This window comes from Streptomyces sp. NPDC111516 (genome assembly GCF_055635345.1).
In genome coordinates this window covers 562,759-580,399 of record NZ_JBVKBV010000001.1, presented here as the reverse complement: position 1 = coordinate 580,399, position 17,641 = coordinate 562,759, and the positions used below count along the sequence as shown (strand labels likewise).

19 protein-coding genes are annotated in these 17,641 nt (G+C 68.2%); all 19 read right to left on the bottom strand.

What is annotated here, in order from left to right:
* Positions 1-11 precede the first annotated feature (11 nt).
* Entirely contained in the window at positions 12-3,254 is a 3,243-nt protein-coding gene (locus tag ACZ7L9_RS02705) for a carbohydrate binding domain-containing protein (RefSeq protein ID WP_471411909.1), read from the bottom strand.
* 10 nt (positions 3,255-3,264) lie between these two features.
* Entirely contained in the window at positions 3,265-6,471 is a 3,207-nt protein-coding gene (locus ACZ7L9_RS02700) for a phage tail tape measure protein (RefSeq protein WP_471411907.1), read from the bottom strand.
* A 199-nt stretch (positions 6,472-6,670) separates the two neighbouring features.
* On the bottom strand, positions 6,671-7,177 hold the full coding sequence (locus tag ACZ7L9_RS02695) for a DUF7426 family protein (RefSeq protein WP_471411904.1): 507 nt from the start codon (positions 7,175-7,177) through the stop codon (positions 6,671-6,673).
* Positions 7,177-7,668, bottom strand: coding sequence for a phage tail tube protein (locus tag ACZ7L9_RS02690; RefSeq protein ID WP_471411902.1), 492 nt, complete (start codon positions 7,666-7,668; stop codon positions 7,177-7,179). Before ACZ7L9_RS02690 ends, ACZ7L9_RS02695 begins: the two co-directional genes overlap by 1 nt.
* A gap of 11 nt (positions 7,669-7,679) precedes the next feature.
* Positions 7,680-8,114: a minor capsid protein gene (locus tag ACZ7L9_RS02685; protein ID WP_471411900.1), complete on the bottom strand. Its 435-nt coding sequence runs from the start codon at positions 8,112-8,114 to the stop codon at positions 7,680-7,682.
* Entirely contained in the window at positions 8,111-8,461 is a 351-nt protein-coding gene (locus ACZ7L9_RS02680) for a hypothetical protein (RefSeq protein ID WP_471411898.1), read from the bottom strand. Before ACZ7L9_RS02680 ends, ACZ7L9_RS02685 begins: the two co-directional genes overlap by 4 nt.
* On the bottom strand, positions 8,458-8,775 hold the full coding sequence (locus tag ACZ7L9_RS02675) for a hypothetical protein (protein WP_471411895.1): 318 nt from the start codon (positions 8,773-8,775) through the stop codon (positions 8,458-8,460). Before ACZ7L9_RS02675 ends, ACZ7L9_RS02680 begins: the two co-directional genes overlap by 4 nt.
* Positions 8,772-9,158: a hypothetical protein gene (locus tag ACZ7L9_RS02670; protein ID WP_471411893.1), complete on the bottom strand. Its 387-nt coding sequence runs from the start codon at positions 9,156-9,158 to the stop codon at positions 8,772-8,774. The genes ACZ7L9_RS02675 and ACZ7L9_RS02670 overlap by 4 nt, the downstream gene beginning before the upstream one ends.
* A gap of 4 nt (positions 9,159-9,162) precedes the next feature.
* Positions 9,163-9,285, bottom strand: a complete 123-nt coding sequence (locus ACZ7L9_RS02665) for a hypothetical protein (RefSeq protein ID WP_471411892.1) — start codon at positions 9,283-9,285, stop codon at positions 9,163-9,165.
* A 20-nt stretch (positions 9,286-9,305) separates the two neighbouring features.
* Positions 9,306-10,163 (bottom strand): phage major capsid protein, encoded by an 858-nt coding sequence (locus tag ACZ7L9_RS02660; protein WP_471411889.1) that lies wholly within the window; start codon positions 10,161-10,163, stop codon positions 9,306-9,308.
* A 12-nt stretch (positions 10,164-10,175) separates the two neighbouring features.
* On the bottom strand, positions 10,176-10,988 hold the full coding sequence (locus ACZ7L9_RS02655) for a hypothetical protein (protein WP_471411887.1): 813 nt from the start codon (positions 10,986-10,988) through the stop codon (positions 10,176-10,178).
* A gap of 108 nt (positions 10,989-11,096) precedes the next feature.
* On the bottom strand, positions 11,097-11,267 hold the full coding sequence (locus ACZ7L9_RS02650) for an Rmf/CrpP fold protein (RefSeq protein ID WP_471411885.1): 171 nt from the start codon (positions 11,265-11,267) through the stop codon (positions 11,097-11,099).
* 4 nt (positions 11,268-11,271) lie between these two features.
* Positions 11,272-13,083 carry a phage minor capsid protein gene (locus ACZ7L9_RS02645; RefSeq protein WP_471411883.1) on the bottom strand — a complete coding sequence of 604 codons (1,812 nt, stop codon included), beginning with the start codon at positions 13,081-13,083 and terminating at the stop codon, positions 11,272-11,274.
* A gap of 12 nt (positions 13,084-13,095) precedes the next feature.
* Positions 13,096-14,574 (bottom strand): phage portal protein, encoded by a 1,479-nt coding sequence (locus tag ACZ7L9_RS02640; protein WP_471411881.1) that lies wholly within the window; start codon positions 14,572-14,574, stop codon positions 13,096-13,098.
* Positions 14,571-15,791, bottom strand: a complete 1,221-nt coding sequence (locus ACZ7L9_RS02635; protein ID WP_471411879.1) for a PBSX family phage terminase large subunit — start codon at positions 15,789-15,791, stop codon at positions 14,571-14,573. The genes ACZ7L9_RS02640 and ACZ7L9_RS02635 overlap by 4 nt, the downstream gene beginning before the upstream one ends.
* A 22-nt stretch (positions 15,792-15,813) precedes the next feature.
* Positions 15,814-16,362: a helix-turn-helix domain-containing protein gene (locus tag ACZ7L9_RS02630; protein ID WP_471411877.1), complete on the bottom strand. Its 549-nt coding sequence runs from the start codon at positions 16,360-16,362 to the stop codon at positions 15,814-15,816.
* A 35-nt stretch (positions 16,363-16,397) separates the two neighbouring features.
* Complete coding sequence (locus ACZ7L9_RS02625; protein WP_471411875.1) at positions 16,398-16,613, bottom strand: Acb2/Tad1 domain-containing protein; 216 nt, start codon at positions 16,611-16,613, stop codon at positions 16,398-16,400.
* A 139-nt stretch (positions 16,614-16,752) separates the two neighbouring features.
* Positions 16,753-17,145 (bottom strand): hypothetical protein, encoded by a 393-nt coding sequence (locus ACZ7L9_RS02620; RefSeq protein ID WP_471411873.1) that lies wholly within the window; start codon positions 17,143-17,145, stop codon positions 16,753-16,755.
* A gap of 163 nt (positions 17,146-17,308) precedes the next feature.
* A complete protein-coding gene (locus ACZ7L9_RS02615; protein ID WP_471411871.1) occupies positions 17,309-17,593 on the bottom strand; it encodes a hypothetical protein in 285 nt (94 codons plus the stop codon).
* Positions 17,594-17,641: the final 48 nt, after the last annotated feature.

Here is a 17,641-nt window from a genome sequence, read left to right as displayed (position 1 = left end):
GGTGCGCCTCCTCAGAGTGCGGCGATAGTGGGTGTGGCGAGGCGGACGTCCGTCCTGGCCGTGTGGGATTTCGTGATGCCGTTGCGGGCGCGGTCGACGTAGAACGTTTGCGGGCTGCTGGTGCCGGAGATGCCGTGAACGTTGACGACCTCGCCGCCGAGGCGCACCTCGAATGGGAAGTCGTCAGCCATGTCCGGGCCGGCGAGATTGTCGGTACGGGCGAGGCGCACGTCATCGCACAGCCACCACTCACCCACCGTCCATGACGATCGGCCCTCGACGCTGAGCCGGACGACAACGGCCCCAGCGGGCAGAGTGGCGCTGACGGTGAGCTGCGTCCATACCCCGGGGCCCACGCTCGGCGCGGCCCCATAGATGACCGTTTCCGTGCCGTCGCTGTTGCGCCACACGAGCGCGACACGCATCGCGTTCGAGGCTGCGCCGCCGCTGTACACCCACGCCGACCCCACCCACGTCTGCCCGGACGCCGCAGGCACCAGGCCGCTGATCGTGTCAGCAATGTTGAGTGTGCCGGTGTCGGTGGGGTGGACCCGGGTGATACGCAAGGCCCCGGTGCCCGAATGCACGATGCCGGTCTCGGGGCTGACCTTGCCAATACTCGGGCCGCGGGTGCACGCCCACGTGCCCGTCCCGGCCTCGAAACCAGGATCGGGCTGCATGTTCGGTGCGGCCGTCACCCACACACGCCCGGCCGTGATTGCCACCGACAGCGCCGTAGCCGACGACGTTACGGACGCGGCCAGCTGTGACCCGTCCGTATCCGCCCGGCCGAGCACCGGATCACCCATCACGCCGACCCGGTACGGCCCGGCAGGTGAGCACGACAACGTGACCTCCCACGCCCGCGGGCGCGGCTGGTGCTGGATCTGCCGTACGAGGAGGTCCAGCGGGCCCGGCCCGGTGTACGGCGGCGGGTTCGTGACCCGTATCAAGTCACCAGGCCGGAGCCGCAGTATGGCGGGTATGAGCTGCGGCTGACGGTGCAGCAGGACTCGCACGGTCGGATACCGCGCCTCGTCCCACGTGCCCAGATGCGCCCGCCACGCCGCGAGCAGCTGCGCCTGTGTGTCGGAACCCAATGACAGGGTGACGGCCTCCTCGTACACGCCTACGCCGCCTTGCTCGGGCGGCAGTACCGACAGTGGGCCCTCCTCGATCACCGCGCGGCCGGAACTCCCGCCCTGTCGCGTCACGGTCACGTCGTTTCGGAGCCCGGCATCATCCTCGACCGGTTCCAGCGGCGGCGCGACGTGGCCGGCCGCGTAGTCGAGGACGAGCGCCGGTTCCTGGTTGTACAGGGTGGCGCGGCCCCGGTACACCAGGCCGAGCCGATCCATGCGCTCATACAGGACCCCGCCGTCAGTCTCGACCACCTCGCCGACCAGCGTCATCAACTCGACTTGCCCCTGTGAGCCCATCTGTTCTGATGCGGTGGTGGTGTCACCATCCACGGTAGTCAGGCGCAGGTCCGGTTCTTCCTGGGCGAGGCGCACCAGGCGATCAACAGCAGTTTCGCGCGCGTAGCCCCGGTCGGCGCCGGTATAGATCGTGCTGCCAGGGTTGGTGCCGGTGCCAGGCACGGCGAATGCGGCCAGATGCCCGATGGTCATGCCCTGTGTGGCCGAGCCCCAGTTGCCAGTTATGGCGGTAGCCGATCCCATGGCCCCGGTGTAGATCGTGTTGGCCTGCCACCACTTGCCGTCGGAGATGTCTCGCCAGGCGCACACCAAGCGCGTTTGCCCGCCCCCGCCGTCCGATACGAAGATCGCCAGCCGGTTCCAGATACCGGCGAAATCGCTGATCGCGGCGGGGTCGCTGTAGAGGATGAATGCCAGCGTCTCACCGTCCGCATTACGCGCCTCGACCCGAATACCGGCCGTGCTTGCGAACACGTGAGCGGTCCGCATCGCGCCCGACCCCGCCACCGTTACCCGCAGGATCTCCGTCTGAATGCTCGGCATCGTCGGGAGGCGGTAGACCATTTCGGTCTGCCACCCCTTCGCAGATGTGGCCGGTACCGTCGCGGACAGAGTGGCTACCGTGCCGAGTGTGGGCAGCGGCGCCGAGCCGGGTAGGTCGTCGTCAGCGGCCAGGTCGAGCCCCGTCACGCGCAACGGCTGTACACCGTCGATCGGAGAGTAGAGCTGTTTAGAGTCCGGCCCGTCCTCCATCGGCCAATACGCGATCAGTGCGGGGTCGGACGGCACCCGGCGTCGGAGCGTGGATTGCAGGGGGCGCCGGCCCTGGCCGAGGCGTCGCAGAATACCCGCGGCCTGTACCGGCACCCAGGCGTCACGCCCGCCCGGTGACCAGCGGGGCGGCCACTCCGACACCTCACCCGAGAACAGCCCCTCACGGTTGGTGATTTCGCCACGTGGTGCGAGAGACCACGCGCGGCCGGCCGCGTCGGTGAAAGCGCGTGTCCCTGGTGTCAGGGTGCGGAAATCCGGGGACGCCACCACTACCCCGCCGATGCCGTTGCGGAGCTCGGCCCGGTGGATGCGACCCATTACCGGGGTGGTGGTAGGGGCGAGCGAAAGAGGCACGGTGGATGCATAGATGCGGGTCGTCCCAGCGACGACCATGTCAGGGCCTATCTGCGTCCATGGCCCGTCAAGGGCCGTTGACCAGTACAGGCGAGCCGTCCAGCCTCCCCCGCCGTTGTCGACGTCCAGCGTGGCGCGCAGCGCCGCCCGGACCGGCAACACGGGGAGAGGCTGCGCCGCAAAGTAGACGCCGGTCCCGTCGGCTGAGAATTGCAGCCGAAGCGTCCCGTTGAAAAGCTCCAACCTCCAACTGCGTTGGTTGATCGCCCCGTCCCACTTCCCGATCAGGATGTAGTCACCGGGCGCTGACCAGTCCGCCGTTACTTCCACTCGCGCATCGAGGTCTCCGGTGATGTTGATGACCGGGGCGGTTGGGGTGGTGGCGATACTGTCCGGGGTGCCGCCGAGGTCGAGGTACGACTCGGGCCCTGGCACCGTGACCCGGATCGGTGTGTTGCGGCCGAGACGCCCGTAGTACGGGGAGTTCGGGTTACGCGGGAAGTACCGGCCGCTCTTGTTGTTCAGGAGCAGCGAGCAGGACGCAGGATCGGTCTGCGCCCCCTCGCTTGCTGTGCCGTGCACGATGCTGATCGGCTCACGCGTGTACAGGTCTCGCGTAATGTCCGTCCAGGTTCCGCCGAGCAGCAGCTCGCCCCGCAAACCGAGCGGGTTCTCGGGGAATGCCACGGGCGCCTCCTTACCTCTTCTTGCCCGCGAGTACGAGCTGAACGTCTCCGCCACGGACGCGGATCGCGTGCCGCAACTCTTCGAGCAGCGCATCGTCCCGACGGCTGCCACTGGACCGGATCTCAATCACGGTGCGGCCGGCAGATCCAGCCGCACCGGTGCCGCCCGACGCCATCGACCCTGTGGGGATCGGTACGGCGGATGGGTCTACGAGTGCCGACATGGACCGGTCGACCGCGCCACGCTCGCCGTCGATGCCCCGTACGAGACCCTGCGGGATGAACGCGCCGAGCGCCGCCATCACCCGCGACGGTGAATGAATGCCCAGCGCGGATTTGATGGCCTTCTGCATGCTCTTAGCGATCGTGAGCATTTGCTTCTCGATCGCCTTTTGCTGCGACTGGAGACCCTTTACGAGACCCTGCGCAGCCCGGATGCCGCTGCCGTACATGGCGTCACCGGCAGTGTTTCCAGCGGTCGTTGCCGCCTTCGTGAGCGCCGCCTGTTGCGAGTTGATCTGCTTGATCTGCGACGCCGACGCGTTCGCGAGGACCGCAGCTGACGATGCGCCCTGCTCGACCCCGGCGCTCGCGATCTGTGCGATCAGGTCGCTTCGCACACCCTTCTTCTTGAGCGTCGCGAGCTGTGCGGCGAAACGCTGCGCCTGATCAACCCTGGCGGCAAGGGTGTTGATGATCGTGTCCGCCGTGGCGGGCCCGTCCATCGACGTGATGTTCCCGGAGTCGAGCACGCCCTTACGAACATCCGCGGCGAGTTTGTCGCGGGCTGCGATCTGATCGGTAACCTTCTTCTGAGCGGCCTTGAGTTGCGATGCAACCTTCGCTTCGCGATTGGCCAGGGCGAGCAGCTTTTTACTTCCGCTGCTGATCTTCCCGAGAGCCTGTGACCGTTTCTTGCCTGGCCGAAGGCCATCGGTCACCATATCCGCGAGCTTGGTCGACGCGGCCTTGATCTGTTTCGTTGAGCCGGTCAGTCCGTCAATCAGACCGCGCGCGATCCATCGGCCCTGAGCTTTGGTTACCTTCGACGGTGAATGGATGCCGAGCGCTTTAGCGATGGGGCCAGGGATCGAATCCTTGGCCCAGCCGATCAGCTTTCCCTTGATCCAGTCGCCCATCCCCTTAATGCCGTTCCATAGGCCCTCGACAATGTTCTTTCCCTTGTCGTAGAGCAGTGACCCGAGGTTGCCCAGCGCGGATTTGATTCGGCCGGGGAGCTTGCGCACGTAGTCAATCAGGCCGATGATTTTCGTCGCCGTGCCGGTCTTGATCTTGTCCCAGTGGGTGACGAAATACTTCACCAGGGGCAGATTCATCAGGAACCCGAGCAGCCACTTGCCGACGCCGGATACCTTTGCCGTAATCCAGTCCCAAGCGGCACTTGTCGCGGCCACAATCTTGTCCCAGTTCAGGAAAATGATCGCGGCCAGTCCCACAATCGCGGCAATTACCCAGCCGATCGGGCCCATTGCAACCACCCACGCAGCAGCCATGCGGGCGCCCTGGATCATGGACTGAACACCCATAAGAATCCACGTCCCGACCACACGCGCACCCGATGCCACCTGTGTGCCGGCCGAGGCGATCGACGATGCACCCGACGTCACCCACGCCGCTACCGTGCGCGCCGCGGACACTGTCGCCGTGACACCCATCAGCACCAGCACCGGCAGCAGCGCGCCGCCTATTACAGCAGCAAGGATCTTGATCGTTCCCGCGTTCTGCTGCACCCACGTACCGAAACGCAGCAGCACCGGCAGCACCTGAGACGCCAGCACATTCACTACGCTCTGCTGCAACCCGCGCTTGAAAGCTTCCAGTTGTGTCGATGCGTTGTCGCGCAGCGACGTACCAGCCTTGTCCGCAGCGCCGGAGAAATTCCCGAGCGCACTGACGGCCTTCGACGGGTCGAGGGCGAGGAGGGCTTTCTGTGTGTCCTCACTCTTGGTGCCGAAAAGTTCTGCTGCGGCAGCGTCGCGTTTGACGGGATCTTCCATCGCGCGCAATGTGTCGAGCGTCATTTGAAGCGCCTGCGTTGCCTTCGGGCCACCCTCGCCAAGCATCTTCACCATTCGGTCAGAGTTCAGCCCGATAGCCTGGAAGCCGGACACGATTTTATCGCTACCCGCCACGCCCTCAATGGTAAATTCTTTAAGCGCGTCGGCGACCACATCGGTATCACGCGCACCAGCTTTCATGCCCTGCGAGATAATGCCCGTTGCAGACTGTGCACTCAGTCCGAGACGCTGGAAAATGACCGAATACTCATTGAAAGTATCGGCGATATCATCGGCGCGCGGGCCCATACCTTGCAGACCCTTAGTGATGACATCGAGAGCAGTCTTCGCGTTCGGGGCCAGGCCAGTTTTCATGATCTGACCAATAGCGTTTGCGGTCTGCCCCAAGTCCAGCTCAAACGTATTCGCCAAATCCGTGACGTTCGTCGAGATTTCACGTATCTGGGAATTTGTCGCACCCGTCGGCAAGAGCCCGGCGCGCATCGTTACGCTGATCGCGTCCGCGGCGCCCTGGAAATCCTCTGTTACACCGGCCGCGTACATGGCCCCGGCCAGCTTCCCGTACTTCTTCGCTACAGCCGGAGTCGCGCCGAGCTGCGCTTCGAGCCTGCCCGTAACACGGCCCTGATCAAGCGCCGTGCCGATGCCCTGCATCAATACCGCGCCGGCCGCGACACCCGCCGCGACAGCCGCCATCTTGATCTTGTCGAAAGCAGACTCCGCCACCTGACGCAGACGACCTGACCCGGTCGACGCCCCGTCACCGAGACCGTCACCGAGAGCGCCCCCCGCACGCCTTCCCGCCGTACGGGCCGTGCTGTCGAGGTCGCCGAGCCCCGCCCGCACACCAGCAGTCAGAGCATCGCCAGCGTCGCCACCGGCCTGCCTCGCGTCCCCGTCGAGGTCAGCCAGGCCGGTACGTACACCGTCCGCGAGATCGGCTCCAGCCTGACGGCCGGCCGACCGCGCCGCCGTCTCCACCTCGTCGAGCCCGGACCGTGCACCGTCCGCGGCGCCGCCGCCAAGGGCCCGGCCCGCGGCCGTACCAGCCTGCCCGGCCGTGGCCGTCATCCGCTGCCCAGACGACCGTAGATCGCCTTCTGTGCGGCGCAGCGTGGGCCGGACCTGACGGTCATCGATCGTGATGTATCCGGTGAGTTCACCGATCGTGAGCGCCATCACCGGCCCCCCTTCTGCCCGGTGTCGGGCGGTGCAAAGTGGCGGTTGGTGCGGCATTCAGTGGAGAGCAGGCCGGTGATGCGGGCGCGGAGCCACCGCCATGACCGCTCGCGGAGTACGCCGCTACTGGCGTCGATGCCGTACACCTGATGCAGATCGCACTCGATCAAGGGCCACTGTTCGAGCAGCGCATCCCACGTCAGCGCGGGGCCGTTGCCGCCGCCTTGCGCGGCGAGGCCGCCCTCGTACCACTCATAGAGGCCCGTGGCTTCGTCGTACTCGCCGCACCCTTTACCGAGGAGCCGCGCGACGCCGACCGCCTCGCCGCCCGATTCGCTTTTCCCGGTATGTTGCCTGTCGCCCAGTACGCCTCGGCGGTCTCGCGGTCGGCGGTGATCCACATCATGGCCGTGAGAGCCACGTGCCGGAATCGGCCCCACGACAGGTCGGCGCGCAGCTCCTCGTACGCCTCGCCCAGACACATGCGGTACAGGTCGAGTTCCTGCTCGTCGTCCAGGGCGGGAGACTCGATCGCCTCGCCCCCCGCAGCAAGGCGGGCGGCCATTGTCGTGATCCGCTCGATCCGGATGCCGTCTTCGGCGGACGGGTCCTCGATCCGGTAGACCCGCTCGACACCGTCCCGGCCGGTCACGGGGAGTTCGAGAGCGTCGTTGAGGAAGTCGGCGAGCGCCTGGAACCCTGCCATCAGGCGCCACCGCCAGTGGCAAGCGGGTTGGTGATCGGCTTCAGCGGCCCGTCGCCGGTGAGGGTGACCTCGACCTGATCCAGAGCGGTGTACTCACCGCCGGACGGCGCCCACGTCACCAGGGCGTGACCCTCGTACGCCTCGGGGAGGCCGTTGCGGTCCATGTACCGGACGTGCACCAGCGACGCGGAACCGTACGCGAAACTGGCGAGCCTGAGCGCTTCGTGTGTCGCGTTGTAGGTCTTCGCGGTGTCGGTGATCTTCCGGTTGATCGTGGCGGAAAGCTCCCACGACTGGCCCGTCTTGGTGTTCCCGGCCCAGCCGTCGGAGTCGTAGTCTGAGGAGTCCTCGATGTTCGGCTCCGCGGCCGGCTGGAACGACGTAACGCCGGGGCACAGCTTCCAGTCAGGCGTAGCGGCCGTGCCGACGTTGACCTCAAGCCGCCACCTGCGGGCGAGTGCGGTCACTGCGGGTTCGACAGGGGTACTCATGGGGCGTTCTCCTACTCGTAAGCGTTCGGGGTGACCCGGGTAGTCCGGGCGTAGTAGTTGGCCGTCAGCTCCATACGGCCGTTGCTGTCCAAGCCGAGCTGCGCCTCGGACTGGCGCCACATCAGGGCGATTGGCACGCCACGGAGTCGAAACCCCTCGCGGCCGTGCAGCACGTCGCACACCGCGTCAGCCAGGCCGTAGACGTCGCGCGGGTCGCGACCGGCACGCATCCGCACCTGCACAGCGGTGATCGCGTCAGTGCCGCCCGTGTCCTCGACCGGGTACGGCGTCAGACAGAGCACCGCATCCGGGGCTGCGGGCATCACGCCGATGACGATCGCCGTGCCCTGTGTGGGGTACGGCTCATCCGACGGCCCGTACAGGCCGAGGCCCTGCGCGGCGAGGAGTTCGGCCAGGCCCTCGACCATCTCGGCCGTGTAGCTCATCGGAGGGACCGCCGCAGCTGTGCAGCGATGATCCGGCCGACCGTTGCGGCCTCCTCGGCGAGCGGCTTTTCAAGGTACTTGGCGGTGCGTCCGGCGTCGTGCCGGTAGTCCATCTCCTCGTGCTGCCGGACGGCGTACGGGGTGTCGTAGGCGACGGCGGCCGTTAGCTGCTGCTCGTCGACCGTCGCTGTTCCGGAGCGTTCGAGAGTGCCCTCTTCGATCGGGACGCGGGCCTGGCTGACTTGTAGGACGTGTTCGGCGCCAAGCCGCAGACCGCGGGCGGCGCCCTCGCGGGTGCCCCGGATGGTCGCCTCGCCGTTCCAGGTGAGGCGTGCGCGTTGTGTCACTCGCAGAACACCTCCGAACTTTCGGGCAGGGGGAGGCCCGGCGCGGTGTGCGGGGCGATGTGCAGTGCGGTCGTCTTCCGGCCCGACGGGAGCGTGATGCGGGACTGTGCCGGGCAGTCGAGATCCGGGGCCGCGATGATCTGAGCGGTGCTCGTGACCTCGGCCCCGGTCCGGTCCCGCACGGTGCGCACCTTCTCGGAGACCAGCCCGCGCACCGGTTTGCCCGGCGGCCAGTAGACCGACCCAACAGGTCCTTCGCCGCGGTACCGCTCGATGGTGATCAGATGCGGCAGCAGCCACGTGGGCACGTTCACCAGATCACCCCCGGCAGCAGCCCGGCCCGTGCCAGGGTGCGCAGCGCGCGCGGGCCGATGTCGACGGACGAGCCGACGGGCCCGCCGCGGCGACCGGACATGGACACCGGGCCGATGCTGACGCTGTCCCACTGCCCGGCGGCTCCGGTGTCGTCCCCGCCCTGCGCGGTGACGTACTCGACCTGCGCCACGGTGGCATCGGCAAGCGCGGCCACGATGGCGGGGTCCGTCGGCATGCCCTCGTCGTCCGTCCGGTACACGGCAGTTTTCAGCGCGTCGTCGACGTCCTCGGACGCGCGACGCAGCAGCCGGGCGGCATCCTGCGGGGCCGGTTGCCCCGTCTGCTCCGCCAACTGCTCAGGAGTGGCGTACACACGGGGCATGACCTCACCCCTTCGGCTTGGGCTTGGACGGTGAACGCCCCGCGGGCTTGGCCTGCGGGGCGTCCTCGGTCTGCTCGTCGTCTTCGGTGTCCGGCTCGATGTCCGGGTGGTAGCGGCGCAGCAGCACAGCGGCGCCCTCCTTCCTGATCAGGCGCCCGTCGCGAGGGTGCCAACACACACACCCTTGTCGTCGAGCCGCTTCACGGCGTAGTGCACGTTCGTGGTGATCACGGTCGTACGCTTGAGGATGTCGCGGTCGGTCTCGACGATCGGCCGGCGCTTGTACAGGGCGCCCAGCGCGTTGTTCTTCAGCAGCAGGAACTTGCCCGCCGTGATGCGGTTGGTGACGAAGATCCTCAGACCACCCACCACGCCGATCTGACCTGTGAGGACCGGGGTTGCGGTGCCCAGCTTCGACGCGTCGGTGAACTGCGGGTCGGCGAACGCCTGCGCCTGCTGCGCGGAGTTGATGAAGATTCCGGCGAACTCGGCCGGATCCCACTCGTCACCGAACTGAGCGAGGCCGGGCACGACTGCATCGGCCCACGTGAACGCGGTCTTCCCGGTGGCCGTGGTGAACTCGTACGGCTTGCCGCCACCCTGCGCGGTCTCGTCGGCCTGCGCCTGCGCGATCAGCGCGGCGTCGACCTTCCGCGCGGCGAGAATGCCGAACTGGCGCTGCGCCTCGCCGCGGGGATCACCGAGGCCGGTCAACAGGGCCTTGTCGGTGATCTCGACGGCCTTACCAGCCTCCTTGATGGTGGCCTCGCTGTGGCGCTGCCCCATGACGGTGGTGCCCATGGCGGTGCCCTCGGTGAGGTCGTCCAGCTCGCCAAGGGTGTCCCACTTCGGGAAAGAGATCGTGTCGCCCGGCTGCCCCACAAGGGTGTCGTCCGTCATGACAGCGCCGGAGTTCAGTACGCGCACGGCGCCGGTGAACTTGGCCTGCGACATGTCGGCCCAGACTTCGGGGACGATGAGCTTGTCGGCGGTGGTCGTGGCCACGGTGGGCCCTCCTTACTGTGTACCGGACAGGCGCCGGTAAGTGTCGGGGTCGGTCTGGAACAGGGCGGCGCGCTGCGCGTAGCCCATGGCCGCGAACGCGGCGGGGGTGACGCCTCCGCCCTGAGCGGTGGTGAAGTCGGCGCCGCCGCGGGGCGGTCCGGCCGGCGCGGTGCCAAGCTTCGGGTTCGCCGATACGGCTGCCTTGATGGCGGCGGTGATGGCGTCGGTGTCGGTGGGGTCGATGTCGGCGAGCGATGCCGCGAACTGGCGGGAGTCGAGGAGGGCGTCAGGATCTGCGCCCGCGCCCCGCGCGGTGCGGTACACCGCTAGCTCGACCGTGGTCTGTCGGTGCTGCTGCTGCGACTCAGTGAGCTGCTGCGTCAGCTGAGCAGGGTCCGGCGGGGTGTCGCCCGGCACCAGGCCGAGCGCCTTGCCGATCTCCTGCGCAAGCTGCTGCTTGGCCTGCTCGGCGGCGTTCGCCTTAGCGGTGGTGCGGGACTTCCCGGCCTCGGCGCGGGCCGACTTGAGCGCGGCCTGTGCCCACGCGGGGAGCGTGGATTCGTCCTGCTCGGCGGTACCCTGCTGGCCCTGCTGCTGACCGGTCGGGGCCTGCCCGCTCTCGCTCTGCGGCTGGCCACCAGAACCGCTCTGCTGCCCGGTGTCGCCTCCGGTCCCGCTCTGGGTGCCGTCACCTCCGGTCCCGCCGCCCTCTCCGGTGCCGTCGCCTCCGGCGATGGCGAAGATCGGACGGCCGTCCTGGCGGTAGCCGAGCACGGTACCGGCTGCGTGGGTGGCGAGCGGGTGACGGAAAGCGTGGGTCTCCATGGGTGCACTCCTGGTGCGGTGTTGGGCCCGCTCCTGGCGGGCCGTGTGGGCATGCAAATGGGGCCCGCTCCTGGCGGGCCCCATGGGTGGTGCTGGTTGGTGGTGCGCCTACTCGGCGCGGTCCTCGGTGGTGAGCGGGCGGGCGCGGGCGTACCCGCGGACCCATGCGCCACGGAGCAGCGACGTGCGCGGGTACGGGCATACGGTCGGAGGGTCACCGCGGCGCCCGGCCTCGGCTCCCTCACCGACTGCCCGTGTGATGTCCTCGCGCGTCCCCACTGCGTCACCTCTTGTTTTGGTGGTCCGACTCGTTCTTACGGGCGCCTTCGGCCCAGCGCTGCCGCTGGCCGGTCGCCTTCTCAATAAACTCAGCTTGCGTCAACCGGCCGTGCTGCGCCCACCATTCGCGCAACTCGTCCGAGGCGCGGGCGTGCGCGATTCGGGCCGGACCGGAGAACAGCGACATGGGGTCGATGCCGTCGGTCTGCGCCTTCTTGTTGAGTAGGTAGCCGCGGCATGCGTCCTCGGCGTCGAGGTACTGCCGATAGACGTACTCGGCGTACATCTCGCGCGCCTTGGCCCTGGTCATCCGCTCGACCGGCTCGGCCTCGCCGCTTTTCTTCTCGGCGGCCTTGATCGCGGCGGCCAACTCGTCAGCGAATGCAGCATCGTTTGCGAGGGCGCCCCACTCTTCCGGGGCGGGCATCGGGTCCGTGGCCGCATCGAGCGCGGCCCGGTCGGCGAGCAGATCCTCGACCGCGTCGCCCGTGGCGGCCGGGGCCGGCAGAGGATCGGGCGGATACCGGCGATCCAGCTCCGCAGCGATCCGGGCCCGGTCGCGGTCGTCAAGAGACGTGGCTCGCATTGCTGCGCCCATCTCCTCGTCGGTCATCTCGCGCATGGTCGTGGTGTCGCCGGAGCGGACGCGGGCGGCCTGTACGTACGGTGCGGGCGGCGCGGTGCTCGGCGTCGGGAGGTTGGACGCTCCGGGCTGCTCGCGGTGGCGGAGACGGCGTAGGTCGGGGTGTGCGGCGAAGTGGTCGCGCATGGCGCCCTGCCACTGCCGCACCTTCGCCCGGGCGGCGCGCTGCGCCTCCGGTGTCGTCGCCGCGGCCTCGTGGTTTTTCCATCGCCGGATATGCCGCTCGATGGCGCGCTGTCGCTGCCCGGCTTCGTACCCTTCGGGGTCGCTGCCTCCGTGAGCGGGCGGGCGCGTGATTCCCGGCGTGTACGCGGCCACGGAGTGGCGGCAGTTGGGGTGTTGCAGCCCTGCCCGCCGTGCTTCATCGAGTGACCCGGCGACCCGTACGGGCACCATGCGGTCGTCGTCGGTGGCGTGCTCGACCTCGACCGTACGGGCCCCGTCCGGGCCGCTGATCGTGAGGATCTGCGACTCCCACGGGCGGCAGAGCGGGCATTCGCGGGGGGCGTTGCTGACGATGACCAGTTCAATGCCGGCGGTCTCCAGCGTCCGCATGTGCGCCTCGGTTGCCGCACGGGCGACCCCGGTACGTACAGCCATCTCGGCGTAGGACGTGAGTTTCCAGCGGCGGCCGGCGCGGTCGCGAAAGCTGGTGATGCCCTCGTCGGCAAACTGTTGCATGGCCTGCTGGACTGCCTGTCGACGCGTCCCGGTGCCGAGGATCGGCATGGCTGCGACTTGTCCGACGATCGCCCGGAACCGGTCGACCACGGCGCGCAGGATGCTGCGGTGGGTGGCGGTGACCCGGTCGACGGTCTCTTGTGCGAGGCGGTCGACGGCCTGTGCCTGGGGGGTGATGTCGTCGACCAGTCGGCGGGCGTCGTCGGAGAGTGCGCCGAGTTCGGCGACTCCGGCGCGGTGGCCGACGTTGTACGCCTCGGCGGTCACCTCGAATACCTCGGTGGTGACGGCCTGGTCGAGCTGGTCGACGACACCCTGTGAGGCGCGCCTGAGCGCCTGCACCGCGGACAGTTTGCGCTCTGCCCACTGCGGGGAGTCGTACCCGTCCGCCAACTGGCGGGCGATGATGCGCAGTAGCCGGTTCTCGGCGTCGGCGTACAGGTCCCGCGTACCGGTGGCAAGGTCTTCGACCATGCCCGGATGGATCGGCACGCGGGTCACCTCCTACATGGGGTAGGTGCTGCCGGGGTCGGGTGCTGCGGCGCCGGTCTCGGCGAGGATCGCGGCGACCTCGTTCTTTATGGCGGTGTCGTCCCACGTCGGGTTCAGGATCTTGACCTTCGTTGCCGTCGATACGGCCCCGGCGCGGTTGAGTAGGTCGAGCGTGGTCGCGGTGGTCTGCTCAGACTCCGCTACTCCGTCGCCAAAGTCGACGCGGGGCCGCTCCGGCTCGATCTTCGCCCCAAAGAGCTTCTGATCGAGCAGCAGCACCACATGCAGCATGTCCGCGAGCGGGTACCGCCAGTACCCCACTTTCTTTTTCCGGGTGACCATGCTCCGCTGGTTGCGGGAGTCGGATTCCGTCGCGGTGATGGCCTGCCCCTCGCCGTGCAGTCCAAAGGACTGCGCGGAGTACCCGGCCGACTCGGCGGCCTGCCGCGTCAGTGCCTCGGCGGTCTGCTGGTGCTCGGTCACGCGAATCAGGAACTGAGACAGGGTGATCTGTGCATCGCCGTTCGGCGGCATGTTGAGTTCGCTGTAGACCTCGCGGTCCTCGTCGAAACTGGCGCCGCGGCCCGGTCCCTCGTCGCGGAGGTACCCGGCGGGCACGATCAGCCGGCCGCGGGCGAGGCGGATATCACGCATCCACGACGTCCATACCTCGTCGAGCGACGCGAACATGTCGTACAGCGGAGCCGCAAAGTCCGAGCGTCCGAGCGGCGACCCGCGGTGCAGCCGGTTCGGGTGCTGGTTCGGCACGTATGCCGCGGTCAACTCCGTGATCCCGGTACTGATCGTCTGCCCGTCCCCGTCGATGTCGAGCGAATCAACGATGTCGGCGGTTTCGGGGCGCTCGGTGAGCGGGACCGGCCGGCCAATGTCCTGCCCGGTGCCCTCGTACAGGGCGTGCCTGATGTATCCGGGCTCGTGACGTTCGAGGTGCCGGTAGACGGTCTGCTCGGTGCTGCCGTCCAGCTCACGCCAGAAGGTGACGGCGCGCAGCATGCCGTATGACCACTCGGGAATGGCGGCGTCAGGCTGCACAACGGTGAGTAGCGGCCGTTCGGCCACGGTGCGGTCCCACGTCACCCGCAGGTACACACCGGAGAGTGCCGCGGCCTGCTCGGCGGCAGACAGCAGTGCGGAATGCGCACGGCCCTGCTCGATCAGTTCGGTAAGCCGGTCCTGTGTCGCCGTGTTGGTGACGGTGACGGTCGGCATGTCCGCGAACAGCAGATCGGCCGACGTTGACGCGATATCGCCGGGCAGGGGCACGTGCAACCGCTGATCGCGGCGCGGCATGTGGTCGAGCGACCGGCGCCCCCACAAGGTTCGGCGCTGCTCCCGCTCGGGCGCGTGCGTGTAGTACCGGGCGAGGCGGCGCCGGTCACCTGCGTACCACGCGTCATCCTGCTGAATCTCGCGGTAGTGGGTGGCCATCTGCGGCGGCGGCCACGGTGACCCGGGCTCGGGCATGCTCATGCTGCGGTCGCCTCCTCGGTGGTCGGCATGGTGAGTAGGTGGCGCCATTCGTGCGCGGTGGAGTGCACGACGTAGCGCAATGCGTCGGCGCTGTGGTCGTCGACCTTCAGCGGCTTGTCTTCGCCGCGCTTGGTCGCCTTCGGATCCCAGCTGTAGCCCGGTAGTTCGGCGAGCAGCCCCTCGCACGATTCGTGTACGAGGAGTCGGCCGGCCGCGAGAGCAGCGGCCACGGATCGGATGCCGTCGGCGACGTCGTTCGTCGCTTTGGCGAGGCCCGGATAATCGTCCTGCCACATCTGCGTTGAGAACGATGCGGCGGACGGGTCGATGAACGTCCACTCCGGCGAGACGCCGAGCTCGCGCAGCCACGCCCGTACGGCGGCGGAATACTGCGCATCGGTCATCTGCCGGTGCGTGCTGCGCCCGTCATGACGCCACTCGGATACGACGTACAGCCGGTCGTCGACGCCGTGGCCGAGCAAGATTGCGGCGAAGGGGTTCGAGGTGCCGTAGTCGATGCCGCACCAGTAGCGGCGCATCTCGGGTAGCTCGGCAACGACGTGGCGGGACTCGTCCCACATGTCGTAGATGGCGCCCTCAGCGACGCACCACGCCCCGTCGATCATGCGTTTGCGCCACAGGCCGACGTATTCGGCGGTGAGGCTGGCCACGTAGTCCGGTGACAGGCTCGGATTGTCGGCCAGGCGGAAGTGCCAGGCCCGCAGGTTCAGTTCGGCGGCGCGGTCGAGGTAGCCGACTTTCAACCAGTGGCGGGGGCTGTCCGGGTTCGTCGTCGCGAACAGGCGGGCGCCCGGTACGGACAGTCGGGCGAGTAGCTGCGTCCAGAAACCCTCGGGCACAAGGGTGGCCTCGTCGACGTATGCGAGTTGCGCGGTGAGGCCACGTAGGCGGCCCTCTGCCCTCGTATCCGATGCGCCGACAAGGTGCACGGTCCGGCCGAGAATGGTTGCCGTGCTCGCGCCGCGGGTGTGGTGGATGTGCCGTGCGAGCGGACCGAACAGGGCAGGATCCATGAGCGGTTCGAAAACGTTCCGCTCGATCGTCTGGAGTGATCGGCCACAGATGATGATCAGGCCCGACGGCCCGGCGCACGCGACGGCGATCACGAATGCGAGCAGGCTCGCGATCGTCTTGCCCGATCGGACCGACCCATGCCACAGGTTGATGCGGGCGGTTGCGCGGCCGATCGACCGCAACTGCTTGCGGGAGAGGGGGAGATCAGGGGGGAGCACGACTCACCCCCCCGTCGTCGCCTCCGTCGTCCTGGTCGCCCTGGTCGCTGAATGCGGTCGTGAGCGCTGCGCCGAGCTGGCCGAGCATGCTGGTTACCTGGTCGGCGTTCTCGCCGCCCTGTGCGGGCTGAAGTTTCAGGCTGCGGTCGATGGCGATTCCGGCGGCCCCGAGGATGGCGCGCTGATCGCCGAACCGCGGCTGGGCGAGGTGGGCTTCGTGCCAGTCGCCTTCCTTGCCCGCGAACTCGCCGATGGTGCAAGGCTCCCAGAGTTGCGCCCGTAGGCGCTCGGCGTCCTCGTGCAGGGTTTCGGCGAGGGTGACGCGGCGTGCGGCGAGGTCGATGCGGCGGGCCTCGGTGGCTGCGACGACTTCGGGCCCGCGGTCGAAGGTGAGACCCATTTCGGCGGCCAGATTCGAAACGGTCGAGGGGCTGCGCTTGATCTTCCGGGCGATGGCGTTACGGGTCATGCCCGCGGCGTGGTGGCGGCGGACGGCTCGCCGGTCTGTCTCAGTGATGGGTCGGGGCTTGGTCACGCGTCACCTCCTCGCCGCGGTGGTCTGTGGTGCGCCTACTTGGCGCGGGCCAGGGCGGCGTTGCCCCAGAACATCGCCTCTTCGATGGCGGTCAGTGCGAGTGCCTTCTCGCGGCCGTCGGGGCACTGCTCGTTGATGTGGTCGGCGAGGCGTCGGCACGCCTGTCGAACGGACGTGTGAGCGTCGCGCTTCTCGTTGGTGGTCGCTGCGTGGAACGCGAATCGGTGCTCGATGTCGGCAGGGTCCAGCATGGGGGCCTCCTCGGCGGTCGGCGTCTGGGCATGCGAAACGCCCCGGCGCGGTCGGCGACGGGGCGTTCGGTGGGCGGCCTGCTTCCGGGCACGCCGGAGCCGCCCCGATTAGATCACGGATCGATAACGGCTGGCAACGTCACTTCGGGCAGAGCGTCTTGCGCAGCGCCTCATTCAGCTGCTTGCCCTGCGCGTCCGTCAACGGCCGGGCATCGTTGCCGAAACGCTGCGCCGCGAGCCAATCCACCTTGTCGTTCGGCTTCGCGAGCGAGGAGCACTGGTTCCGCCCCGCGTCGATGGCCTTCTCCTCGTCCACGATGATCTGCGGGTCAACGGCCGCGATCGCATCTAGGTACGCGTCACGGTCGTCACCGGTCGGGGCCGGCGGAATCCCGGCGGCCTTCTCGATGGCGGCGTGGTCGACAGTCTTCTCGGGCGCCGCCGTGGCGTCGGGCTTCGGGTGGCTCTCGACTGAGCATGCGGTGAGGGCGAGCAGCGCGGTGGCGGTGAGCAGGACGGCGGCGGGTCTCACGATGGCACTCCGTACGTAGATGGGTGTTCTCTGTGAGACAGGCGGGGTGGGCGAATGGTTGCAGCGGTCCCCGCGCACGACGCTCGGGCCGTCCGGTCGTACGGCTGCGCCCCGCCGTGTCGTACAGCGGGGCGCAGCGTGTCGTACGGGTGCCGCGTGGGCGTCATACGGCCTGGTCAGGGGCCTGTGTGGTGTCGTATGGGGCGAGTTGATGGGCGATGATCTGCGGCGTCGTGCCGGGCGGGTAGTGCCCGGTGTCCCATGCTGCGTAGTACGCGTTCGCGACGATGTACAGGGCTTGTCGTACGGCATCGGATGCGGTGCAGCCGGTGCGCATGATTACGGCGAGGTCGTCGCGCATGCCCTCGTCCTGGACGCGCACGGTAAGGGGTTTGCCGACCGGGGGAACGGCCGGGGTCTTGGTCTGGGTAGGCTTCTTCGTAGCCATGGCGGGGGTGCTCCCGTTCGTGGTGAGGGCCCGTTCGCGATGTGGAGT

Bases quoted from the DNA above. Each gene is read 5' to 3' on its own strand.
- ACZ7L9_RS02700 (WP_471411907.1), bottom strand. From the start codon at position 6,471: ATGGCGCTCACGATCGGTGAACTCACCGGATACATCACGATCGATGAC.
- ACZ7L9_RS02640 (WP_471411881.1), bottom strand. From the start codon at position 14,574: ATGAGCATGCCCGAGCCCGGGTCACCGTGGCCGCCGCCGCAGATGGCC.
- ACZ7L9_RS02695 (WP_471411904.1), bottom strand. From the start codon at position 7,177: ATGGCAGGGTTCCAGGCGCTCGCCGACTTCCTCAACGACGCTCTCGAA.
- ACZ7L9_RS02615 (WP_471411871.1), bottom strand. From the start codon at position 17,593: ATGGCTACGAAGAAGCCTACCCAGACCAAGACCCCGGCCGTTCCCCCG.
- ACZ7L9_RS02685 (WP_471411900.1), bottom strand. From the start codon at position 8,114: ATGAGCTACACGGCCGAGATGGTCGAGGGCCTGGCCGAACTCCTCGCC.
- ACZ7L9_RS02690 (WP_471411902.1), bottom strand. From the start codon at position 7,668: ATGAGTACCCCTGTCGAACCCGCAGTGACCGCACTCGCCCGCAGGTGG.
- ACZ7L9_RS02670 (WP_471411893.1), bottom strand. From the start codon at position 9,158: ATGCCCCGTGTGTACGCCACTCCTGAGCAGTTGGCGGAGCAGACGGGG.
- ACZ7L9_RS02655 (WP_471411887.1), bottom strand. From the start codon at position 10,988: ATGGAGACCCACGCTTTCCGTCACCCGCTCGCCACCCACGCAGCCGGT.
- ACZ7L9_RS02625 (WP_471411875.1), bottom strand. From the start codon at position 16,613: ATGCTGGACCCTGCCGACATCGAGCACCGATTCGCGTTCCACGCAGCG.